Consider the following 21,429-nt stretch of genomic DNA (forward strand, 5'->3'; position numbering starts at 1 on the left):
ACTTCCTTCCTATGCAACAAAGCGGTTCTCCATTTTAGAAGCTTCTGTATCATCAACGGTTTTGAACAGTTCCAACCATTCTTCAAAAACAACATGAACAACAATTCGATTAGTCTGACCAAACATATCTTTCATTAAACACTGACCTTGAACCATATTTGAGACCCATTTCATGTTAATTTCGTTCACTGGTAAATTGAGATATTTCAAAACACCTTCTCGATTTTGAACTTCATCAAAACAAATCACTGTACCAAAACCAGTACCATCTTCACTATCATCCAAATCATTTGTTGATTGTGTAATCAATACTAAGAAATTATTAAACGAACGTCCAATACGTTTCATTGATTTTAAAATCGCTTTACCTTCTGGCGAAGATTGAAAAATCCAAGATTCATCAAAGAACGTCACTGTTTCTTCTTTTGGATTTCTTGAACCAAACTTCGAACAAAATGTTCCTAAAGCAAACATCAATGTAACAGAAAGACGTTTATTTTCATCTAAATTTTCATTTTTATCAGTTGGTAAGTCTAAGTCCTCAATTTCTAAAATTGTTACTTTCTTATCGAATGATAGACCCTCAACATCACCATGAGAAAAAGCTAATTCTAAAACTGAACCTTTAACAGTCGACAAAATAAATCTACCCATATCTTTCACGTCAGAAATTTCACTTTCCACTAATCGCTCAATTACATGCCAAAATCCAACCTTTTTGCCTTCTTTCCGTTCCGAAACAACTTTCGCAATCGCTTCATTAATTTCTGTTTTTTGCTTTAAATTCCATGTTCCTTCGTATATATTGGTTAACATTGCTTTAGTTGTTGCAATCGCTTCTGTTTCATCAAATAAAACAATCGGGTCAAGCACGCCATGGTTTTTCGTATCACGAACATCTAAAGTGACGAAATTAAAGGACTTCACAAAATCAACATCTAAAGGATATTTCTTTTGATATTCAGGGTCATTAATTGTGTACATAAATTGCTTTCGCATTTCTTTTTTTGGATCAATGTATAACACTCTGTCTTTTAAAAGTGCCATTTGCATAAATAAGGTTTTAGCCGTCACTGATTTTCCATTCCCAGTATCACCTGTAAGCGCCCAATGTGGGTTGTTTGTTTTCTTTCCATCAACCCCTTCTTTATTTGCTAATAGCATGTTCATAAAAATTAGATTTTTTGAACTAGAAATAATAGATTTTCTATCTGCTTTTTCTTCCAAAGTTGTATCCACTCGTCCAAGGTAAAAGCCTAACTTCGTACCTGCATGAAGTGAAGTAAAGAAATTCAACTCGGCAAACGATTCAATCGTTGACGTGTGTTGCCAACGAGAAGTCTGCATTCGCAAAAAATTACCAAATAAGGTTGATTGAAATAAATAAGGATTATCAAACGTTGCTTTAATAAGTGGAATATCTAAACTATCAAAACGATTGATTAAATATTTTTTTCTTGCACGCATTTGTTTTTTCGTGCTACCACTAACAACAATCACTGCTTTCCAGTCAATAATATCCACACCATCATCAATTTTTTGGTCTAAATCGTCAAGTGATAATTGACCTTCAACAATCTTTCGTTTTTGTTTAGAACCAGCTAAGTGTGCTTCCTGCATGATATTCTTAGTGCGGGTTCTTGCACGTGACGAACGCCCAGACAGTGCTAATTGCCCTTTACTTTCTGCAAAAGTCGCTTGAATCTTCACTTCGACTGGGAAAGGCATTTTTTGAACGACCTCTAAAAAATGATTACCATCAAGAAAAACACCTACATCTCCCATTGGAAGATAGGATATATAGCTTTCGCCATAATCACAATTCAAATGCAATCCCCCGCCAAATAACGGTTTAATTTTTGTTGCCATTAAATTATCTAAATTTTGACTAGAAAGAACATCTTGTCGCTCATGAGGAATATTTTTTAAAAATTGATACGCTTGGTAATAATACAATTCATCTTCTGTTAATCGTTCAATTAACAATTCAGATAGATTTTGGTAAACTTCTAATTCTTGCTCTCGATAATCTTTTTCCCAATCTTCTGCTAGTTCTACATCAAAACCTAAGCCTTTGACAAACTTTTCCGATACGTTACTAATTGAGTTAGTAACGGTTTCTTTTAAATCAACAGCCAAGTCTTTTTTGATTAAAGGTACACCAATTACCCATGTATATTCGTAAACCATGCCCATTTCTTGTTCTAAAACCATTGCCGTTTTCATCAATTTATCTACGCCTACTTCATAATTACTAGAATCAATTAAAGAACGCATAGCACCCATTTTCCCTCGAATGTCGGCATTAACTGGCAAAAGGTTAATTTCAAATCCATCATTTGCTTTTAAACGATTTAACGCACGAGCAACTTTCCTTTTCGTTTTTAATTTCTTTTCAACATCAGTCAACATTACGGTTTCAGAGCGAACACGATAGTAAGCTATCGCTGTTTTTTCTTGTGTTAAAACAATATTTCCTTTCATATGATTCGTTAATGGATATTCTAGTTGCATATTCACACTCCTTTTTATTTTTTATCGTTTAAACGAAAACTCTTCTATTTCTTTTACTCGTTCAAAAGCTACAATTGGCCTACTATCTAACACATAATTTTTCATATAGACAAAACCATCTTTTAAAAAACCAAAGCCTGTTTTTCCTTCGAATTCCTTTTCGGAATACCAACGAGCAACTTTATTCGGAACCAATACCATGATTAACAAATTTAAGTTAATTCCTAAAATTTGTGGTAATGGTACTTCTTTCCAAAACAAACCAGTTAACACAATCCCTAAGAATAGAATTAGGAGATAGGATAGGCTAACAGGTTGTGCAAATACCCACACCACTTGACCCTTAGGTGACTTAATAACTTGCATTGAATAAGGGGCTTTTAAGCCCCTCGAATAATCGTAATATTTCATATACTCACCTACATCTTAATTCCAACTAAACTTAGGAACCATTTAACAACTGCAAAAATATTTTTTCCTTGATTCGTCGCAAAATCCTGTAAGATTAAGGCAATGACAATTACGGAACCAATTTTTGCCCATTCAGCACCTTTCCAGTGTTTTAGAATCAAAATAATTACACCAGCCGCCATAATTGTAATAAAACTTGTACTTAAAAAATTACTCAAATTTCCTGTATTCATTAGTCATTTCCTTCTTTCTCTGTAAAGTAATGTTTCATCGTATTAATAAAATAAGAATTCTCCGTTTTAGATAACCAAAGCGAAAAATCCTCTGTATGCGTTAATTTTGTTGTTTTATCTGAAAAAGTAACCGATACTTGAACCCCTGTTACGTCTTTCTGCTTTGTATCAAAAAATTTCATATCACCAGAATCTATTGAAACAAACGAGTCTTGACCAGCTGTCGTTGTTGGATTTTTCATTAACAACATTAATTCTTGTTTGTTCCCAACTGAATATTTTGTAAAAAACATCTTTAAAAATTTCTCTACAGATTGTTTTTCTTTCCCATCAACATCTACTGAATTTTCTGTCTGTTTTAGAGGTACTGTTTTCCCTTGTGGTAAACTACTTGCTACAAAATAAGGACGTCCTACAATTGAAAACAAATTGTCTTTTACTCGAATTGGTAAAACCATATTCTGTGTCACATTTTCAGTCTTTTTATCTTTCTCCCATTCATAACTCACATTTAGATAAACCAAATAACAATCTTCCATTTTCTCTATACGTGATAAAGACGTATTTTTAAACGTACGTAAGACATTCCCTTGTAGATTTTCTGTTTCATCAACATCTTTTACATCCAGTGATAAATATTTAGATAATCGATCAATACGAGCCTTTTTCGCTTCATCACTAGCTTTCGAGTTATAATTCAAATACTCTTTCGCAAAATTTTCGACATAAAAAGAGAGGGCTGAATAATCAAGCTCCTCTCTATCAACTTTATTCTTTTTTGATTGTTCACTTAATGTATCCACTTTTGAATACAAATTATCTACATTACTTGCCATCACATTGGCTCGAAGCGCACCAACTCCTGACATCACCAGTAAAACACTAGCGCCAATTAACACAACCCGATTCGCTTTCTTTTGAGAAAAAGTTTTAACCTTGGGTGTTTTTTCTTTCTTCTCTTTCTTTTTAATTTTCTTTAAATTCATATTCCCCTCCTACTCTTAATAAGCCCAAACAACTTTCAAACGTTTTTAAAAAAGTAGATTTAATCGCCTTTTCAACATAAACTCTCTCTCTAACATGCCCCTTATGTGTTTGAAAGCCTTCTTTATACAAATAAAAATAATACGAATTGTACATTTTATCCCCGTTAGGCTTTCTCAAATATTGACCTTCTGCCATCAAACTAGTTATACCGCCATGAAAAACGTATTGCGCAACAAATTCCTTCTTAAAAGGTACTTCATCAATAATAATCCCCATTTTAAGTAAAGAATTTTTATATTCTTCCATATAAACAATATCTGCTTCATCAATTGGCATTTCATCAACTATGAATCCATGCAAGCGAAGCATTTCAGGAACTGGTACATTTGAATACCTTTGGTAAAATTTACTATGCTCTCTAAAAATTGGCATAATATGTTGATTCATAAAATACAACTCCTTTCCATTTTTCTGTAATATTTATGGTATCTTTCCATAAATCCCCCCCTTAACTCTTCCAAGCCTTGGGTAACTGCTTGTTTAGAACGACTTATCATTAGTTCTTCATAACCCATAGGAAAATCATCATGTGCGATAAAATAATTAATAGCTATCTTCTTTTCTCGTCCTAAAATATAAGATAAATCATCTGCTCGATACTTTTCTAATGGCATTTGCTGTTTGACCATTTTTACGTGTAGACCACAAAATTTTTCTTCACTAATCACATCATATTCCACTCGAAATAACTTTAAACGGTCAAGAAAATTTCTTTGAACAATCCTCCCCAGTTCTTTTTCATCAGGCGGATACCCCTTCATTCGTCTATATGTTTCATAAAATAATACAGCGATTTTCTTTTCACATTCCAAGAGTTTTTCTTGTTTAGCTGTTATTTTTTCAGGATTATTGGATTTGAAAATTAATGACTTAAAATCAAACATGTACTGATTGACAAATTCTTCTTTTGACAATTCCCTTATTTTTTCAACCAACTTTTTCCCTCCTCTAAACTAATTCCGCAATCACAATAATTCTTCCTGTTGTTTTTGTGGCTTGGTCACAAGTTATTAAAGTTAATGTTGGCTTTCTTGTTAGATTCAACATAGTTGTATCAGTCATATCAACATGCTTTTGCTCTTTTACCTTATATATGAACGAATGTCCTTCACGATCATTAAGTTTGACCAAATCTCCTACAGAAACTTTATTTAACGAGGTAAAAAGTAATCCTTCATACCCAGCATTGTGAGAAGCTAAAGCATAATTTCCTTTTCCCATCGTTTGTTTTGATAAAACAGTACACGCTCCATAAAGCATATTGTCAAAACTATCACCCATTAAAATAGGTAATTTTAATTGAATAGAATCAATTTCAATAGACCCTAAAACAGAATCCGACACTTCATTAAAATTTTCTTGGGCATTTTGAATCGTTTTAACAGACGGACGTTCGCCTTCGGTTAAAGAAATCACTGTTGGAATAGGTGTTTCTTCTTGTGCTTCCGTACCAGTAATAACATCTACTTGATTACTTTGAACAGTTTCACTAGATTTTGTCTCTACATGTTTTTTTGGCTTCTCCGCTTCCTCTAAGCCACTTGATACCACTGTATTTATAGCTTCTTTCACTTCTTCTTTTTGTTGGTTTTCAAAAAGAAGGAATGAAAAAAGAGCAATGAGAATAACTCCAATTGCTCCAACAAAATATTTGTTTTTTTCAATCCATTTTTTCATTAATTAGCCCTCTTTGCTATCTTTTTGTCGTTTCACTGCTACGACCACACCAATTAATGAAATTGCAATCACTGTAGCTACACCTGCACTTGTTCCAAAATCCATATTAGTATTTGGCAATACTTTTGGTTTTTCTTGTGGAGTTGTAACATTCACTTTGTTAGAATCTGTCGGTTCATCATTAATCACCAATTGTGCCACGTTTGGAATCATAATATTCCCTTTATCATCGACATATTGAGAAAAATCTGCGTCTTTCAATTTCCCTTTAATGTACACAAACAATTGTTTTTCTTTTAATTTGTTTGGTTCATTGGCAGCCCAAGAAACTTTTTGTGTTTTTTCATCAACACTAATTTTTCCTTGATCCGTAATATCTCTCCCATCTGAAAGAGTGACTTTCACTTCTTTATTCGCTTCTAAAACATCTTCTAAATCATCTTGAATGACTAAAGAAGTCATATCTTTGGTGTTTGGTACTTGCACATCTAATTTGAATGTCACTTCATCGCCCACTTTGGCACTGGTCAAATCCACTTCTTTATCGCCTTCAAGGATTTTCTTCGCGATAGACGGGTCTTTTGGTGTGACAGTGGTTGTTGTTTCATCAGTTGGGACTTCTTTGTTGTTTTGGATAATTTTTGCTTTATTTGGAATTTGTAACTTGCCATCAATAAGGTACTTATCTAAGCTGGCACCTTCACGAATTTTTGTTTGGAAATTGAATTTGTATTCGTGATTATAGAAATCCGCTGTTTTTAATACGTCAGCCTTTGCAACTATACGTACTAAATTGCCTTCATGCTTCGCTTCAAATTTATTGGTAACGTCCTTTCCTGCTTCGTCCGTGACTTTCACATCAGACACACGTTCCAATTCAGGAATCAGTTCGTCTTGCATTTCATAGTTGCTATAATAAAATTCTTTCATTTCATCAGGAACTTTATGTGTGATCGTATAGCTATATACTTCGCCTAATCCTTCTAACGTATTTTTATCAACATTTGTTTCATCACTATCTGTCACCGTTTTAGTAGGAATCATTGGCGCTGTCCGAACTGGTTTTTTGGCACTATAGCCAAAATAACTATACTGGTTATTATTTTTTTGCGGTAAAGGATACCCTAAATTCTTTTCACGTGTCGCGAAATCTTCACTGTACGTGAAATCAAATCGAGAACGATTAGAATACAAGAACGTAAAATCACCACGGTTGTCACCATCATCTAATGGAATATCGTCAGAATCATAAAAAGTTTTTCCACCGTCTTTTTCTTCTTTATATTTAACAATTGTATCTTTCGTTGGTACGTACAATTTATCGATTGCTTTGTACGAATCTTTGTCAATCGTCATTCCTTGTAAATTATCAATATCAATCCATGAATAGTAGCCTGAAACTGGCTTTTCTTTGTCTGTGCCATGTTCTAGATACGTCCATGTTTGTTTCACCCATGAGAAACCACCTTGGTAGGTTGCAATTGCGGATACATTGTTAAAAGCAACAATATTATTTGACACCATATTTTGTGCATTTTTATATTGTTCCCAATCTTGAATGGTAATTTTTAAATCAATTGGTGTCCCATCATCAGCTGTACCTACATTGTTGTAACGAATCCACGATTGTCCTTTCTTCGTTTTCGTTACATCAAGACCGATTTTCCCATCCCATTTTTGCGGAGGCATATTAACGTAAACATCATTCGTCCACCCATCACCACCTGTTTCAACCGTAGTGACACCTTTAATAAACTTTGCAATAAAACTATACTTTGAACCAGCTTCATCATCTGGTGTTACCACAGAAGCGTTCGGCGCATTAATGATTGAGTTAGAGCTTGCATTTGCACGTTGAAAAAAGTCGGCTCTAACTGTTTGTGGAACTTGTCCGCCTTCTTGCGCTTGAACCATCATTGGCATTGCCATACCTGCTAAAATAATTGTCGTTGCTAATCCTTGAATAATCGTTGTTTTCTTCAAAATATTTCCTCTTTTCATCATTATTTTTTGGTATAAAAAATAGCCATAGAGTTTTCTCTATCGCTTAATCACAAACTTCTTTAAGTTAAATAACACTATGGCGCACGTTCAACTTTCAGATTATCACTCTTCCTTTCTCTTAGCCCACAACATACTCATTAATATCTTGCGCACCATCATTTACATAAAAGGTATACTTCCTAGATAATTCTCTTCTATTTTCGTCAGAGAAAAATTTATCAAAACGTTCATCAACAAACTGTTCCTCTTCTACTATTAAAAAGGAGTGTTCAACATGTTCCACTTGAAAAACAATTTCGCCAGAAAAAAAATTTAAATTTATTACATCTGTCAAAATTCTTTCTTGTTTAACAACTACTCCTTTATCATTTCTAACAGAGATACCCATAATAGAAGTCAACTCTTCCTTAGATTTATATCTTATCTTATTAAATCTTCCATACTTATCTTTCAAAATTTCTGGCGTATCACTTAAATACTCTTTCTTAACCTCTACCATTTTTTTTGGTGCACATTCTTTATATTTCTTTTTAACACGCTCTGTTGGAGCGGGTAAGTTAAATAGAATCAAAAATACGATACCTAACAAAATCGTTAAGAACATTGAAGGCATTTTTATTGCTACTTCAACGAACCGCGAATCTCTTTTAAATAGTGACAAAAAAACACTTATACATTTTACAAGCACTACCATTGATAAAATTACACGTAGTATATTAAAAATACATATTTTTAATACATCTTTTTTAAAAGAATCAAAAGATTTTAAATCTCTATAGAAACCAATTTTTCTTAAAATACTATCCATTTTAACTCCTTTCTAAACCAGACCTTACTACTAACTTACACCATTTTAATTAATTTACCTTCCACAATTTCTCCTTCAAACCATTCTGCAAAGTCCTGTTTAAACCCATTGACACTATACAATTCTTGCAAACCAACTTCTTCTCCATCAGTTGGATCTAAATATGTTGGTTTATCTTTAGGCCTAGCATAAACACCAATCCAACGTTCAAAATCACCTTCAAAAGGACTATCAACAATATACCCTTTCTTTTCTAACAACACTCGAGCTTGTTGTTTTAATTCTTCACTATTTTTGGGCTCAAAATATTTATACTTCTCTTTAAAACTGGCAAATTCTGAAAGCTCTTTATCATACAATTTTTTTATACTGAAAAATTCTTCCCAAATTGCTTTCTCTTTAACCGTCATTTCTGCTTCATGAACCACATAAGTATATTCATATCTTGAAATTTCTTTTAAAAGCTCTTCATTTGATTCTGAAAGCTTTTCAAAAGTAGTCTTTAAAAAAGGAATAGTCAATTCTTCTTGTTCATCTAATTGAACAATTTTTTCTTTTGTTTTTTGTAAATCATTTTTACCTTTTCTCATTTTTTCAGTAATAGCAATTGCTACTTTAGTATTGCGTTCAATAAATTCTCTACTCATAATTCATACATTCCTTTCAACTAAACTCATATCTATTTAAAATAACGAATCAAGTGTATCCATATCCCCCTTAATCTTTAAAATGGATATGCTTCCTCTAAATCAAATTCTTGTTGCATGTACGAACGAACACTATTATTTTGATTAGTAGTAAACAATAAATCTTTAGCATCAACACACACCATTTCAATTATTTCTTCATGTTTATCTTTTAATTCTGCTAAATCAATACGCTCCATCAATTCATTTGTTCCTAACAGATTATCAATTTCTTTAATCATCTTTAATGAAGGAGCTAAATAATTTGATAACCATCGAAGTGTTTTCTCAATAGACGGTTTTTCACCTTGAACAGACAATTTTAAACCTTCCAATTTATCAACAACATCATACCAAGCTTTGCAATAAACTTTCGTACCATCTTCAATGTCAAAAACTGTCAAAGATTGATTAATAATTTCTTTCACTAGCCAATCCAACGATTCACCACTTGATAGAAAATATTCCACAAATAAAAACGCCTTTTCATCAGAAAGGCGGATTTCATATCTATTTTTAATTTCATGCTTTTCTCTTGCTTCCTCAACACTTATACTTTCTTTTCGTGCTAATTCATAATCTTTTTGGTAAAAATTAAAATACAATGGCGATTGACGACTGCCAAAATAAAGAGACAAACCTTTATTTACCATTTTTTTATTTTCATAAGCAAAGCCCCCACTAAAATCAAAATTCTTAAAAGTGGTATCCACAAGCCCTAGTTCCATTTTTTCTTTCAAAACATATAAATCAAAATTTTCTTGTCCTTTCACAATCAATTCATCAAGAGCAATATCAATTCGTGTAATTTTTGTATCTACTAAAATACCTTGACCGAAAATATCATCATCATAGAGGGAGCGAAAAAACTCTGTCCACGATCTATTGTTATCCTCTTCAAAAATTTCTTCTAGTTGCCGACAACCTTCACCAGACAAGTCCAACATAATTCCCATATTGACGTTTTCAGGATTCCGAAAAATCCGAATTGCACTATAAGAAAACGTTTCGGTATAATGATAAAACCCTCTCGATTCATGAGTAAACCAGTTCATATCCATGTGCAACAACTTTTCAATAACTGTCCGAACATCTAATGTCTTAAATCGTATTCTCAAAAAGTCAATTTTTGCTTCTACCGAAGCATGACCACCATCAATATGCAATACTTCCACTATTTTTTTCTCCATCTCTTGTGTAATCGGTCGTTTTCCAGATTCTAAATTAGAATAAAAACCTTTAGTGATAGACAACAATTCACACATTTCTATTTGTTTCAATTTTAATTCTTTTCTATATCTCTTTAAATCAACGCCCCTCACTATTTAACCCTACTTCCAAAAAAGTTTCCAAATATCTACTAAAAAGTTTCCAAAAACAAAATCGTTCAATCCCTTGCGAGACATAGTGTTTAAGCAACTTTTTTATATGATATGTTAATTTCTACCCCCATGTTATAAAACGGGGGTAGAAAATTTCGAAGTGGGTCAAGCCCACCTCACGACTAGAAGTATTTGGGATATACGTTGCTACTTTTGTTAACGATAGAATAGGGGCGGGCGCCTTGGGGCGCCACCCCTATTCTATCTACAAAGCACGCAACAATCCCTAGCAACTTCTAGTCTACTCTCCTACCATTCCTTACTTCATTTCTAAAACTTTCAAGCGTTTTTTTATCTCTGCATTATCTGATAGTACGTCCTTTACTAAATCGATTAGCTCTTTCACTGTTGCTTGATTTTCTCGAAACTCTGCTTTTGTTATTGAAATAGTTTCCTTCTTCTTTTTCTCTTCTTCTGACATAAAAACATCCGAAATAGCTATATCTAAAGGAATATTTTTACTTCTTAGATCAATTAATTTAAAAAAGGATTCAACATCATTAGAACTGAAAACTTTAAACGAATAGGTATAACCTTTAGAATTTTTCGCATATTTCCTTTCAAATTTTTTATCTGTTAATCTCTCTATTTTATTCGCCCAGTTTTTTAATGTTTTTAGTGCAATTTTATTTTCAAGTTGTAAAATCACTTCCTCAAACGAAAACATACTTAACACCTACTTACCAAATATTTCTTTCCAAGCAGAATCCATATGCTCCTTAAATATTGTTTCTAAATACTTATCAACTTCTTGTGATGTTGAGAATTTCTTTTCCTCAACTGGTCTATCTTCATCATAAAAAGCTTCTGCATCTAAAATAGAAGTCACTAAAGACTTATAATCAAGCAATCTATTATTATCTAAAACTCCTTCTTTTTCTGCTCTTCGGTCAATTTCTTTAATTATTTTTTGTTCCTTCTCTTTTACATAACTTAGCATTTGTCCTTGCGATTTAAATTTCACTTTCTTTTTCCTCCTTTTTATTCAAAGCAAAGATTACTTCTTCAACAATTTTAGTTCCCTTATTTTCTATAAATTTTTCAAACTCAACAGGATCAGTTAATTTTTTTATTCGCTTTCCATTAGAAAATCGAACTAATTTTGCATAGCTTTCTGATTGTTCATAGAGAATGTCACGAATACGTGTATCTAAATCAGGCTTTTTATATCGTTTCTTGACTTCAACATATACTCGTTCTCTAACGTGTTTGATTATTTCATTAGAATCCAATAAAAAGCTCCTTTCTTATTATCCAAATTTTTCACTTAACTTTGCTAACTTTGCTTGCCCCGCTTCTAACTCTTCATCAATTTCAGCAAGGGCTTCTTTATCCACATGTTTTGATATTTTTTTAGATACTTCTTCTTGAACTTCTTTTGAAATTTCTTCATATCCTAGTTCTTTAGAAATCTTGATAAATTCCTGAATGAAGTCAAAATCTTGTGGTACTTGCGGGCTATAAAATTCTCTTGCTACTGAACCTCCTTGTGCAACATAACCACGACCATAGACTTTTTGACCGTCAACTTTTTCAACATATTTAAAGTTTTTATTTTTATTTTCATCACCAAAAATCATCAAAATACCTGTTTCTGAAAGACGGCCAACTGACATTCGAAACATAAAATTATCACGTAAAGCCGTTTTGATAAATTCACCATCTGGACGTTGCATTGCAACGATAAAGAAAATCCCTGCTTGACGAGCTTTTAAAATAAGTTGGGTTAAATATTCATCTACATCGCCATCAATCGCATAGTCATTCGCTAATTCTGCTTTAAATGCTGCAAATTCATCAATCACAATAAACTTAGGCTTTAAACCATAGTACGCATAATTTTTACCCATTTTGTAATCAGGGCTATTATTCATCATTTCAAAACGTGCATTCATTAATTCAACTGCATTTTTCAAGCAATTAACAATATCTATTTTTCCTGTATGCACTTTTCCTGCAAACATTGGTAACTTACCTAGTGCCATCAAGTCAGAATTTTTAGGATCACAAATTTCCATTTCACCCACACGGCAAAGTGCATAAATTAGAGATAAAATGGTAAAAGTTTTGCCTCCGCCAGTTCCACCACCTAATAATAAATGTGGGTCTTTATCAAAGTACCAATACAACCCTTTCATTAATTGAACCTTTCCTTTATCAGCTTGCATATCCTTTATCCAAATACGCTTATTGTAAACATCAGAAGCTAGTTCATAGGTAATAAAGCCTTTTTCATCAATTTTATTTAAATTGTCCGCATGAAACGCTGTTTCCAAAAAACCACCAATGGTTTCAAATTTTTCCTGAAATTTATTACCTGCTGTTTCAAATGAAACGAAAATACTATTTTTTGCAGACTTATAATAAATTTTTGGGAACTTTATTTTTTCTTTTGTTTTACCATCACTACCTTTAACTTGCTTCTTCGTATAATAGCCATTGTCGATAATCATACGAGCTAACACTTGACGTTGTTCTACTTTAGAAAAATAGCCCGAATTGATAATTGAAGCCTTAACAAGCAATGTAATTAGCACGATTGAGCCTATCGAGACACCCATAATGATTAACGCTGGTACAATATATATTTTCCAATCAGTTGGATTTGAAAGATATAAAGGATACATCCATTTATAGCCCACAAAATAGCCTAAACAAGCAAAAATTGGCATAAAAAATAACACTCTATAGAGTGCCAACAAATTTCTTGAAGAATAACGAATTCTTCTACCTCTATATCTAAATAATTTTTTTACCATTTACCTACCTTCTTTTTTTAACCGTGCTAATTCTTGTCTACAAAATTCTTTATACATTGGAATATATTCTGTAGCCATTCGAAAAATCTGACGTTCATTCATTGTGCTATACGAATGTGCAAACATATTCCTCATATTCCTAAGTCTTTTCCAATCAACTTTACCACTATTTTTCTCTTTAAATTCTTCTGAAAAGCCACTGTTCCCAACAGTATATTCACCAATTTGCATTAAACACATACTGATTGCATTAAAAAACACTCTATCATGATAGAAGGTTTCATAATCCCTTCCAAAACGATTGAGTGTCTGTTCTATATCTTCAATGTAGATCAGCGTTCCTCTTAACAAACGTAAATCCTTTGCTGTACTATCTCTCAAATACCTTTACACCTTCCTTTAAAATGGTAGCTAACAATTCTCTTCTTTCGGGTTTATCTTGTGTTTCAACAAGAGTTTCTAGCTCCACTAAATCAATATCATGCGCTACAGCTTCTTTTAATTCTTCAAAGAAATCTCCATATAAATTCCAATAGGCTTCTTCTGATTGTCCTGTAATATCTACAGCAAAATCAATATCACTGGTTTCTTTCGCTTCATTACGTGCATAAGAACCAAAGACATAAACGACTGGTACATTGTGTTTTTCTGCTACAGGTTTCACACGCTCTTTAATTTCATTCATTGTCATCACCATTTTTCTCACCTCTTCTAACGTCTATTCTAAAGCCATTATAAAGCATTCAAATTTCACAATCAATTCACTTTACTTGTGTATTCCTCAAAGAAAACACCCTTATCAAAATCTTCATGCAGTTTATTATTATATGCTTTAACTAATTGTTCTAAAAAATTATCTAACAAGTTTAAAATAGCTTCATCACATTCAAAAAATAAATCATCTAACAATAAAAACTGGATAAGATACTCACTAGTTTCGTTATAAAGTTTTAAATACAATGTACTATAATAACTAAAACTTTGCCACATACGATAGACTCTAATTTTTCTCTCTAAAAACCTCCTATATTTTTCTTGTTTTACACCCATTCTTTCCGCCAAGTCTAACACTACTTCTCCGCCCCCCCTTTCAATAATAAATTTCCTTCAAATTACCACTTTCTTTATGAAGAAAAATCACACTACTCTTCAACCGTCTTTCTACTAACCAATTTGTTGGATTCAATCGGCAACTTTTCAACAACTCTTTTTCTTTCCTAACTAGGCGTTTCCCTTGTTTCATTTAACCTCTCCTTTTCTTTATTATTAATGTCTATTAACAAATCTTGTTAACACAAATTAATAGTAAAAAGGGCACTCGTTAGAATGCCCTTTTTAGCTGTTAAACGGTGCTACCGATTCGTCTGAATATGATATTTACTTTCGTTTCAATTCCCACATCCAATTAATTTTTTCAGAAATTTCTGGTTCAGTGGTAAAATATTAACAAAAGGAGGTGTCCTATAATAATGCTAAAAACAATTGAAAAAGCATGTGAAATAGACATGCAATCCGTAACAATTATTCTTGCCAACAACCAAAGACTCAAAATTGAAAAATTCCAATCAATTATTGATGATAAAATTTTAGAATTTATCAGCTCCAATATTCAATACTACATTCCTGAAAAAAGTATTCTCTATTTTACAACGTCTTAAGAGACACCATTGTTCGTTGCATTTCATGATCTAATTTAATCGAAAGATAATTTAGCGTTACTTTTGCTTGTTCAAAGGTAACGTTGTTTTGTGCCAAAACTTTATATAACTCATCACCTATTTTTTTAATTCTTCCCTTTTACTCATTAAATCTACCTCAATCTAATATTTATTTTTGCTAATTTGCTTAATTCTTATTTTCTTTTTGTAGTGTAGGTTGCGCTGGTTTAACAGCTCCTACTTTTTTAATACCCACTGCACGGACTTTAAACGCTTGTTCTGTTTGTACATTGTCATTAAAACCTTTGTAAGCATTAAGCCATCCACGAGCTGTTACATTTCCAGTCAACTCGATTTCATCATCATAATTGATATCACTAACGTCATAGCCTGGATCAATCGCAATTTCTACTTGGTCATTTAATTTGCTAGAATAAACCGTTACTCGTTGTTCACGAACATCGTCAGTCACATTTCCTTCACCATCACGTTCATTAATTGCAACTACTTCTAAGAAATTCATCGTACCAAATGTTCCTACTACATCAAAATTTTCAATCGTGTTATTTTCAAATGATAATCCCATTATTTATTACCTCCAACTACTTCTAAACGTTTTGCATAAACTACCATGTCAATTGAGCGACTATTTCCAATGTTATTCCGTTTTACATTGATTCGTGCTACTGGATCAATTAATTTTACTTCTTCACGGCCATTCAACATTTGTGAATTTCGTAAATGAGGAACAAAAATCTCAAAATCACGTTGCTTTTCGCTTGAAGCGGTGAACACACGACCACGAACAGGTGCTCCATGTACATAAATATCACGTTCTGTTTTATAAACAGCTTTAATTTTACTTCCTAAATTTTTATCACTTAATGCAATTTCTTGAATTCTATTTGCCAAAATAATTTCCTTCTTTCACTAATTTTTATACAAAAATAAACAGTCAACCATTGACTGCCTTTCTCTCTTTATGCAATTCTTCTTATTAACTAAAAAACACAACTTGACAAGGTTTATGATAACCTGTCATTTTATATGTTCGTTGTAAAATCTGATTTTTTAATAATCGACTTTCAATTGTTAAGCGTTCCATGTTTGTTAACTTAACCGCACTCTTACCTAACTTCTTACGTTCTAAGTTATAGCTCTTTTCTATATCCGAAATAGAAAAAGTTTTTTTCTGTCGTTTCATACGTTCAACAAACTTCTCAACAAAAAGTAATAGCTCTTCTTTCATTTTTATCCTCCTTATTCACTTAATAACAAATTCTGTTCTTTCATTTAAAATAAAAAAGTACAACTAAAATAATACAGTTGTGCTTACTAAAGTTAAGATTGAATTTTTTTTTAGAAAAAATCTTTTTCACGATTAAAAATAAAAACTTAAATTGTATTTCAATTTTAGATCCTTACGTTCATCACAATACATAGAATCATCTTCAATGGCTAGTGACTCTTACATCACATAACGGCACATTAGATAGTATTGTAATATACGGTGTACAGCTCTCCTCCTTTTATTGAGCTTGCATAGATTTTTTTATTCAATCTAGTTCAGCAACTATTTCCAACGTGTCTCACGACATGGTTATTGAAAATAATCTGACAGCTCTGCATTAATCTGTCATCAATATGGCTCTAATTAAAGATACTACTGCCACCTTGCGTCCCATTCAACGGCTGGTATGCACCACCTCAACAAGACTTACAACCTCGAACAAAAATTTCATTCTTGTATTATTTCGTCAAATCGCTTAAAATAAATGTGTCTAGTATTTATATAAGTGTTTGCGAAACAGAAATTCATTTTCTCCTCGTGAACGCTTTTTGTTTATTTAATTATGATTCGTAAAAGAACCAATAGATTCTATTTCGAATCTTTATGAACATAGTGTAATATTCTATAAAAGAAATGTCAAGATTTATTTCAGATTTTTTTAAAGATTTATTTTAAATCCATGTTAAACTGTATTAAATCAATAGATTGAAGGTGACTATTATTAAAACAAATGAACGTTTGAAACAACTACGTGAAAATAAAGAATTAACTCAAAAAGAATTAGCTGATTTACTGCACATGGATAGAAGTGTTTATAATAAAATTGAATCAGGTGCTCGTCCCATTCGTGATAACGAACTAATTCAATTTGCGGATTTCTATAATGTATCAACAGACTACCTTACAAATAGAACTAACAATCCCATTCCCCCTGAAGAAAAAACAAATGTGGGACAAAATATCATCTCACATTTTCGTCTTAATACTTCTGATATGGACATAGAAGATATAGAAGAATTAGAAGAAGAATTAATCGACTTTCAAGATTTTCTTATAAAAAAAGCAAAAGAAAAAAAGGAACGTAACAAAAAAAATTGATTGGACTGTTGTTGGTGGATTTTATTAGTAAAGAACTCTATTTTGAAGCATTTAATTTTTCGAACGAATTAATAAAAGAAGTATCTTACTACTCTTCCAAAAATATTGAACAAGTTAAATGCTTTGATATTGAAAAATATGTAAAAGAAGTTGAAGATGTTGAATTTGTTGAATACACGTTTCAAAAACAACTTAAAAGACGGATGCTTGGTTCAATCTCTAAAGTAGACGATGAAGTCATTATAACAACAAACAAAGAATTAATGTTAGAACGAAAAAATTTCACTAAAATGCATGAGGTTATGCATTACTACATAGATATACCTAAAATTAATAATGCAACTCATACTTTTTCTGATATTCTTTTGAAAAATGGTTACTTGATGGAAGATTTTCCAAAAGAATATCGTGCTAATGTCGGTGCTAGTATGTTAATGGCAAATGATCAAGCATTGTTTTACGCATTAAAAAAATTTTATTCATTCGAAGAAATTGCACAATACTTTTTTATGAGCAAATCTGCATTAAGAAATAGACTCATCGAGCATCTTATGTATGTAAATAATTGTACTTTTGCACACGCTAATACACTTTTTAACAATTATTACTTTCATAAAGAAACTGATATCTACAGATTTATTTTCAATTAGTTTTTATTTTTAATGAATCATAAAAGGAGTGTTATATAATGGATAAAAACGTGGAAAAAAAATGCCCTGTAGAGGCTTTATCTAATATACTTGGAAAAAAGTGGGTTCCCCAAATAATAGAATCCCTAAACGGAGGATCTATGCGCTTTGGAGAAGTTTGCCGATTGCTTCCGAATAGTTCTCCAAAAATGATCAAACAACAACTAAAACTTTTGGAAGACAATGAGATTGTTAAGAATGAAAAAGAAGTTTTCAATAATACTACTTCGTCTACTTATTATTTGTCTGAAAAGGGAAAAGATTTAGCAACTATTGTTTTACAAATGAAACTATGGGGTCAAAGAGAATTAGATTGTACAAATCTAAAAAATTGAAGTTCATTTCTATGGTTATGAAATGAACTTCAATTTTTTATTTTAGTAAATCATTTAAAGATTCCGACATAGTAGGATGGGTATACACTCTATCACGTAATACTTTATAGTCCATATTAAAATCCATTGCCAACGAAATAAGATTTATTAATTCATGAGATTCTGCACCATATAAAGAAGCTCCCAAAATCTTTTCAGTTTCTGCATCTATTATTACTTTAAAAATTCCTACTGTCTGATCAATAATATGGGCTTTAGGTATAGCTTTTACAGGTAAACTAAAAACTTTATAGTTTACTTTGCTTTTTTCTAGCTCTTTTTCTTTTATTCCAACACTTGAAAAAGGTGGTGTTATAAATACACTGTACGGTATATTACCTCTATTCATAGTATTTCTCTTTTTGTCACCATAAAGATAATCCACTATTATTCTATAATCATCTAAAGAAATATAGGTAAATTGTAGGCCCCCTTTTACATCGCCTATTGCCCAAATATTTTCCACAGATGTTTTTAAAAATTCATCTACAACAATAGCCCCATGACTATCCGTTTTTATATTTGTGTTTTCTAATCCTAAGGCATCTGTATTAGGTTTTCTACCTGTAGCTACAAGCAATTTAGACACTTCTACTTTCTTTATTTTACCAGCTTGAGTATATATTACTTCAGTATAATTATCCTTATCTATGATATGGTTTATAGATACGCCTAACTGAATATCAATTCCCTTATCTAAAAAATCTTTATATATTAATGTTGAGATATCTTCATCTTCTCTAGGTAAAAATTCAGAGCTAGCATCTAAAATACTAACTTTGCTTCCATAAGAATTAAACATTGATGCAAATTCTAACCCAATGTAACCAGCACCTATAATAACTATTTTTTCTGGTGCTATTACTTGTTCCATAGCAGTTGTAGAATCTAAAACATTCTTACTTTTATTTAACCCATCTATAGGTAATTTGATAGCTTTTGAGCCCGTATTAATAAAAATACGTTCACCTTTAACTTGTATTTTCGTATTATCTGTCTTAGTGATTTGTATGATTTTATCTGATAAAAATTTAGCTTTTCCATTTAAAATAGTTATATTCTCTTCCTCAAAAAGGTTATTGTAATTTTTTTCTCTCAGCTTACTTGTCAAACTATTTTTTATTGAATGTGCCGTTGACATATCTACATGTTTTTCTCCATTAATTATTAAAGATTTTGATGGTATACATCCTACATTAATGCATGTCCCTCCATACATTAGTTCAGATTCTTCAATCATCAATACCTCTTCACCACGCATAGCAATTTCTTTTGCTAGTGTTTTCCCTCCCTTTCCAAAACCGATAATTATATTTTTATATTTGTTCATAACAATCACTTCCTTTCTAAAATAATTTTATAAGGTTTTATTAAAGCTAGCAATTAGTTACTTTAAAGTAACCATATGGACCCATCTTTTTAACTCCTTTAATCCACATTAATTTCAGTGTCTAGCATTCTATTCATAAACCATTCCACTTGCTGTGGTGCGTCATGATCAAAGAAAGCAGATTCTTTCATGTCTAAATTCGCTATCTTTTCAATGTCTCCTTTTGAAAGCTCAAAATCAAAAATATCAATGTTTTCAGCCATTCGTTCAGGATGGACTGATTTTGCTAAAGCTACAATCCCTCTTTGCATTAGCCAGCGAAGCACAACTTGACCAATTGACTTGCCATATTGCTCACCGATTTCTTCTAATACTGGATTTTTGAATAGTTCATGGCGGCCTTCTGCAAATGGTGCCCAAGCTTCTATTTGTACTTCATATTTTTCGTGCCATTCCTGATCTTCAATTCGCTGATTCCATGGATTCACTTCAATTTGATTAATTTGAGGTTTTACTTCATTCAATCCAACAAACTCAATCATTTTAGCTGACTTGAAATTTGAAATTCCTATTGCACGCAATTTCCCTGCTTTTTGAGTAGCAACCATTGACCGCCATGCACCATAAATATCTCCATATGGTTGATGAATAAGATAAAGATCAAGATAATCCAATCCCATTACTTTAAGAGAATGTTCAATCGTTTCCTTAGCTTTGCCCTCTGATGCTTGAAGAATAAACAATTTAGAGGTAATAAAAAGTTCATCTCTAGTGACCAGATCTTCATTGATGGCACGTTTGATTCCCTCACCTGTTTCTTTTTCATTTCCGTAAATAGAAGCTGTATCGATCAAACGGTATCCTGCTTTAATGGCTTGATAGACTGCTTCAGCTGTTTCTTCTAATGGAATTTGATACACACCAAATCCCAATTGAGGCATTTCTACACCATTATTCAAAGTAATTGTTTGCATATTGTTTCCCTCCTCTAATTTCTTTACATGTTCTATCCTAAATCTTAGAGTTAAATACATAAAAAGAAAAAAATTTATTTTTTTCGTTCCCATAGTTTTTCTACTTTATCAGGATCCAATTCACCAGCTTTAAATTTTGCAATATGATCCTCATATGTTTCTATCTTGTACACAAGTAATTCTCTTGTTTGTTGCATTTCCTCTAGCTTTTTATCTAATTCTACTAACTGTTCTTTTAAAATATGCTTCTGCGCATTTTCTACATTTTGTTTATCTCTAAGTTGTGCTAAAGTTGAAAATTCAATCAAAGATTCTATAGATAAGCCTGCATTACGAAGATTTTTTACTAAATAAACCCAATTTAAATCTTTAGTTTTATAGTCTCTATATCCACTACTGTTTCTTGATACAGGAGGTATTATTCCCACTCGTTCATAATATCTTAACGTATCTACTGTTAAATTAAACATTTCTGCTGCCTGTTTTATATTCAT

At 31.9% G+C, this 21,429-nt stretch carries 29 protein-coding genes; 4 read left to right on the top strand and 25 right to left on the bottom strand.

From position 1 onward, the window contains the following. Positions 1 to 9: 9 nt before the first annotated feature. The 19 genes from IGL90_RS11705 to IGL90_RS11795 all read right to left on the bottom strand — a co-directional run bounded on the left by IGL90_RS11705 (position 10) and on the right by IGL90_RS11795 (position 14,764). The gene (locus IGL90_RS11705) at positions 10 to 2,514 is read right to left on the bottom strand and encodes an ATP-binding protein (protein WP_010827764.1); all 2,505 of its coding nucleotides are present in this window, start codon (positions 2,512 to 2,514) and stop codon (positions 10 to 12) included. 21 nt (positions 2,515 to 2,535) lie between these two features. After that, the gene (locus tag IGL90_RS11710) at positions 2,536 to 2,925 is read right to left on the bottom strand and encodes a conjugal transfer protein (protein ID WP_163404290.1); all 390 of its coding nucleotides are present in this window, start codon (positions 2,923 to 2,925) and stop codon (positions 2,536 to 2,538) included. 8 nt (positions 2,926 to 2,933) lie between these two features. After that, positions 2,934 to 3,158, bottom strand: coding sequence for a hypothetical protein (locus IGL90_RS11715; RefSeq protein WP_002365201.1), 225 nt, complete (start codon positions 3,156 to 3,158; stop codon positions 2,934 to 2,936). Beyond that, the gene (locus tag IGL90_RS11720) at positions 3,158 to 4,144 is read right to left on the bottom strand and encodes a conjugal transfer protein (protein ID WP_002402328.1); all 987 of its coding nucleotides are present in this window, start codon (positions 4,142 to 4,144) and stop codon (positions 3,158 to 3,160) included. Before IGL90_RS11720 ends, IGL90_RS11715 begins: the two co-directional genes overlap by 1 nt. After that, a complete protein-coding gene (locus IGL90_RS11725) occupies positions 4,125 to 4,592 on the bottom strand; it encodes a hypothetical protein (protein ID WP_002365204.1) in 468 nt (155 codons plus the stop codon). The genes IGL90_RS11720 and IGL90_RS11725 overlap by 20 nt, the downstream gene beginning before the upstream one ends. Further along, the gene (locus tag IGL90_RS11730) at positions 4,589 to 5,140 is read right to left on the bottom strand and encodes a hypothetical protein (protein ID WP_002402327.1); all 552 of its coding nucleotides are present in this window, start codon (positions 5,138 to 5,140) and stop codon (positions 4,589 to 4,591) included. Before IGL90_RS11730 ends, IGL90_RS11725 begins: the two co-directional genes overlap by 4 nt. A gap of 13 nt (positions 5,141 to 5,153) precedes the next feature. Beyond that, positions 5,154 to 5,882, bottom strand: coding sequence for a class A sortase (locus tag IGL90_RS11735; protein ID WP_002402326.1), 729 nt, complete (start codon positions 5,880 to 5,882; stop codon positions 5,154 to 5,156). A gap of 3 nt (positions 5,883 to 5,885) precedes the next feature. Beyond that, a complete protein-coding gene (locus IGL90_RS11740) occupies positions 5,886 to 7,883 on the bottom strand; it encodes an isopeptide-forming domain-containing fimbrial protein (protein ID WP_025191192.1) in 1,998 nt (665 codons plus the stop codon). 121 nt (positions 7,884 to 8,004) lie between these two features. After that, positions 8,005 to 8,694: a hypothetical protein gene (locus tag IGL90_RS11745; RefSeq protein WP_010827766.1), complete on the bottom strand. Its 690-nt coding sequence runs from the start codon at positions 8,692 to 8,694 to the stop codon at positions 8,005 to 8,007. Between the two features lie 35 nt (positions 8,695 to 8,729). Beyond that, entirely contained in the window at positions 8,730 to 9,341 is a 612-nt protein-coding gene (locus IGL90_RS11750; protein ID WP_010827767.1) for a hypothetical protein, read from the bottom strand. A gap of 77 nt (positions 9,342 to 9,418) precedes the next feature. Continuing rightward, the gene (locus IGL90_RS11755; RefSeq protein ID WP_002402321.1) at positions 9,419 to 10,702 is read right to left on the bottom strand and encodes an XRE family transcriptional regulator; all 1,284 of its coding nucleotides are present in this window, start codon (positions 10,700 to 10,702) and stop codon (positions 9,419 to 9,421) included. Between the two features lie 319 nt (positions 10,703 to 11,021). Then, positions 11,022 to 11,429, bottom strand: a complete 408-nt coding sequence (locus tag IGL90_RS11760) for a hypothetical protein (RefSeq protein WP_002410060.1) — start codon at positions 11,427 to 11,429, stop codon at positions 11,022 to 11,024. A 9-nt stretch (positions 11,430 to 11,438) separates the two neighbouring features. Further along, positions 11,439 to 11,726 carry a hypothetical protein gene (locus IGL90_RS11765; RefSeq protein ID WP_002371426.1) on the bottom strand — a complete coding sequence of 96 codons (288 nt, stop codon included), beginning with the start codon at positions 11,724 to 11,726 and terminating at the stop codon, positions 11,439 to 11,441. Then, positions 11,716 to 11,994, bottom strand: a complete 279-nt coding sequence (locus IGL90_RS11770; RefSeq protein ID WP_002371427.1) for a hypothetical protein — start codon at positions 11,992 to 11,994, stop codon at positions 11,716 to 11,718. Before IGL90_RS11770 ends, IGL90_RS11765 begins: the two co-directional genes overlap by 11 nt. 18 nt (positions 11,995 to 12,012) lie before the next feature. Continuing rightward, positions 12,013 to 13,521 carry a cell division protein FtsK gene (locus IGL90_RS11775; protein ID WP_002380872.1) on the bottom strand — a complete coding sequence of 503 codons (1,509 nt, stop codon included), beginning with the start codon at positions 13,519 to 13,521 and terminating at the stop codon, positions 12,013 to 12,015. Continuing rightward, on the bottom strand, positions 13,522 to 13,902 hold the full coding sequence (locus IGL90_RS11780) for a HepT-like ribonuclease domain-containing protein (RefSeq protein ID WP_002371429.1): 381 nt from the start codon (positions 13,900 to 13,902) through the stop codon (positions 13,522 to 13,524). Next, complete coding sequence (locus tag IGL90_RS11785; RefSeq protein WP_002393071.1) at positions 13,892 to 14,218, bottom strand: nucleotidyltransferase family protein; 327 nt, start codon at positions 14,216 to 14,218, stop codon at positions 13,892 to 13,894. Before IGL90_RS11785 ends, IGL90_RS11780 begins: the two co-directional genes overlap by 11 nt. Before the next feature lie 59 nt (positions 14,219 to 14,277). After that, positions 14,278 to 14,571, bottom strand: coding sequence for a hypothetical protein (locus IGL90_RS11790; RefSeq protein WP_002394269.1), 294 nt, complete (start codon positions 14,569 to 14,571; stop codon positions 14,278 to 14,280). A 40-nt stretch (positions 14,572 to 14,611) separates the two neighbouring features. Further along, positions 14,612 to 14,764 carry a DUF6906 family protein gene (locus IGL90_RS11795; protein WP_002371433.1) on the bottom strand — a complete coding sequence of 51 codons (153 nt, stop codon included), beginning with the start codon at positions 14,762 to 14,764 and terminating at the stop codon, positions 14,612 to 14,614. 226 nt (positions 14,765 to 14,990) lie between these two features. On the opposite strand from IGL90_RS11795, the gene IGL90_RS11800 reads away from it, so the two are divergent. After that, on the top strand, positions 14,991 to 15,179 hold the full coding sequence (locus tag IGL90_RS11800) for a hypothetical protein (protein WP_002371434.1): 189 nt from the start codon (positions 14,991 to 14,993) through the stop codon (positions 15,177 to 15,179). Between the two features lie 187 nt (positions 15,180 to 15,366). Here IGL90_RS11800 and IGL90_RS11805 read toward each other — a convergent pair whose 3' ends face one another. The 3 genes from IGL90_RS11805 to IGL90_RS11815 form a co-directional block, all read right to left on the bottom strand. Beyond that, positions 15,367 to 15,765 carry a DUF961 family protein gene (locus IGL90_RS11805; protein WP_002371435.1) on the bottom strand — a complete coding sequence of 133 codons (399 nt, stop codon included), beginning with the start codon at positions 15,763 to 15,765 and terminating at the stop codon, positions 15,367 to 15,369. Continuing rightward, positions 15,765 to 16,091: a hypothetical protein gene (locus IGL90_RS11810; RefSeq protein ID WP_002371436.1), complete on the bottom strand. Its 327-nt coding sequence runs from the start codon at positions 16,089 to 16,091 to the stop codon at positions 15,765 to 15,767. The genes IGL90_RS11805 and IGL90_RS11810 overlap by 1 nt, the downstream gene beginning before the upstream one ends. A gap of 85 nt (positions 16,092 to 16,176) precedes the next feature. Continuing rightward, positions 16,177 to 16,428: a hypothetical protein gene (locus tag IGL90_RS11815; RefSeq protein WP_002365227.1), complete on the bottom strand. Its 252-nt coding sequence runs from the start codon at positions 16,426 to 16,428 to the stop codon at positions 16,177 to 16,179. Between the two features lie 753 nt (positions 16,429 to 17,181). Between IGL90_RS11815 and IGL90_RS11820 the strand changes: the two genes are divergently transcribed. The 3 genes from IGL90_RS11820 to IGL90_RS11830 are packed head-to-tail and all read left to right on the top strand — an operon-like array spanning position 17,182 to position 18,592. Continuing rightward, a complete protein-coding gene (locus tag IGL90_RS11820) occupies positions 17,182 to 17,568 on the top strand; it encodes a helix-turn-helix domain-containing protein (RefSeq protein WP_002371437.1) in 387 nt (128 codons plus the stop codon). Continuing rightward, entirely contained in the window at positions 17,565 to 18,218 is a 654-nt protein-coding gene (locus IGL90_RS11825) for an ImmA/IrrE family metallo-endopeptidase (RefSeq protein ID WP_002365229.1), read from the top strand. The genes IGL90_RS11820 and IGL90_RS11825 overlap by 4 nt, the downstream gene beginning before the upstream one ends. 38 nt (positions 18,219 to 18,256) lie before the next feature. Continuing rightward, on the top strand, positions 18,257 to 18,592 hold the full coding sequence (locus IGL90_RS11830; protein WP_002365231.1) for a winged helix-turn-helix transcriptional regulator: 336 nt from the start codon (positions 18,257 to 18,259) through the stop codon (positions 18,590 to 18,592). A 37-nt stretch (positions 18,593 to 18,629) separates the two neighbouring features. Here the strand turns inward: IGL90_RS11830 and IGL90_RS11835 are convergent, their stop codons facing one another. From IGL90_RS11835 to IGL90_RS11845, 3 genes are all read right to left on the bottom strand, one after another. Then, on the bottom strand, positions 18,630 to 19,961 hold the full coding sequence (locus IGL90_RS11835; protein WP_002365232.1) for an FAD-dependent oxidoreductase: 1,332 nt from the start codon (positions 19,959 to 19,961) through the stop codon (positions 18,630 to 18,632). Between the two features lie 98 nt (positions 19,962 to 20,059). Next, positions 20,060 to 20,995, bottom strand: a complete 936-nt coding sequence (locus IGL90_RS11840; RefSeq protein ID WP_174078539.1) for an aldo/keto reductase — start codon at positions 20,993 to 20,995, stop codon at positions 20,060 to 20,062. Positions 20,996 to 21,009: 14 nt separating this feature from the next. Continuing rightward, positions 21,010 to 21,429, bottom strand: coding sequence for a MerR family transcriptional regulator (locus IGL90_RS11845; protein WP_002371441.1), 420 nt, complete (start codon positions 21,427 to 21,429; stop codon positions 21,010 to 21,012).

The sequence above is a fragment of the Enterococcus sp. DIV1307a genome, from assembly GCF_050537425.1.
GTDB classification, from domain to species: Bacteria; Bacillota; Bacilli; order Lactobacillales; family Enterococcaceae; genus Enterococcus; species Enterococcus faecalis.

Excerpts from the sequence above, each read along its gene's own strand:
- IGL90_RS11815 (WP_002365227.1), bottom strand. The coding sequence starts at position 16,428 with ATGAAAGAAGAGCTATTACTTTTTGTTGAGAAGTTTGTTGAACGTATG.
- IGL90_RS11835 (WP_002365232.1), bottom strand. The coding sequence starts at position 19,961 with ATGAACAAATATAAAAATATAATTATCGGTTTTGGAAAGGGAGGGAAA.
- IGL90_RS11715 (WP_002365201.1), bottom strand. The coding sequence starts at position 3,158 with ATGAATACAGGAAATTTGAGTAATTTTTTAAGTACAAGTTTTATTACA.
- IGL90_RS11840 (WP_174078539.1), bottom strand. The coding sequence starts at position 20,995 with ATGTATTTAACTCTAAGATTTAGGATAGAACATGTAAAGAAATTAGAG.
- IGL90_RS11760 (WP_002410060.1), bottom strand. The coding sequence starts at position 11,429 with ATGTTTTCGTTTGAGGAAGTGATTTTACAACTTGAAAATAAAATTGCA.
- IGL90_RS11750 (WP_010827767.1), bottom strand. The coding sequence starts at position 9,341 with ATGAGTAGAGAATTTATTGAACGCAATACTAAAGTAGCAATTGCTATT.
- IGL90_RS11795 (WP_002371433.1), bottom strand. The coding sequence starts at position 14,764 with ATGAAACAAGGGAAACGCCTAGTTAGGAAAGAAAAAGAGTTGTTGAAA.
- IGL90_RS11740 (WP_025191192.1), bottom strand. The coding sequence starts at position 7,883 with ATGAAAAGAGGAAATATTTTGAAGAAAACAACGATTATTCAAGGATTA.
- IGL90_RS11720 (WP_002402328.1), bottom strand. The coding sequence starts at position 4,144 with ATGAATTTAAAGAAAATTAAAAAGAAAGAGAAGAAAGAAAAAACACCC.
- IGL90_RS11775 (WP_002380872.1), bottom strand. The coding sequence starts at position 13,521 with ATGGTAAAAAAATTATTTAGATATAGAGGTAGAAGAATTCGTTATTCT.
- IGL90_RS11710 (WP_163404290.1), bottom strand. The coding sequence starts at position 2,925 with ATGAAATATTACGATTATTCGAGGGGCTTAAAAGCCCCTTATTCAATG.
- IGL90_RS11725 (WP_002365204.1), bottom strand. The coding sequence starts at position 4,592 with ATGAATCAACATATTATGCCAATTTTTAGAGAGCATAGTAAATTTTAC.
- IGL90_RS11785 (WP_002393071.1), bottom strand. The coding sequence starts at position 14,218 with ATGGTGATGACAATGAATGAAATTAAAGAGCGTGTGAAACCTGTAGCA.
- IGL90_RS11735 (WP_002402326.1), bottom strand. The coding sequence starts at position 5,882 with ATGAAAAAATGGATTGAAAAAAACAAATATTTTGTTGGAGCAATTGGA.
- IGL90_RS11805 (WP_002371435.1), bottom strand. The coding sequence starts at position 15,765 with ATGGGATTATCATTTGAAAATAACACGATTGAAAATTTTGATGTAGTA.
- IGL90_RS11790 (WP_002394269.1), bottom strand. The coding sequence starts at position 14,571 with ATGGGTGTAAAACAAGAAAAATATAGGAGGTTTTTAGAGAGAAAAATT.
- IGL90_RS11745 (WP_010827766.1), bottom strand. The coding sequence starts at position 8,694 with ATGGATAGTATTTTAAGAAAAATTGGTTTCTATAGAGATTTAAAATCT.
- IGL90_RS11800 (WP_002371434.1), top strand. The coding sequence starts at position 14,991 with ATGCTAAAAACAATTGAAAAAGCATGTGAAATAGACATGCAATCCGTA.
- IGL90_RS11830 (WP_002365231.1), top strand. The coding sequence starts at position 18,257 with ATGGATAAAAACGTGGAAAAAAAATGCCCTGTAGAGGCTTTATCTAAT.
- IGL90_RS11845 (WP_002371441.1), bottom strand. The coding sequence starts at position 21,429 with ATGAATATAAAACAGGCAGCAGAAATGTTTAATTTAACAGTAGATACG.
- IGL90_RS11705 (WP_010827764.1), bottom strand. The coding sequence starts at position 2,514 with ATGCAACTAGAATATCCATTAACGAATCATATGAAAGGAAATATTGTT.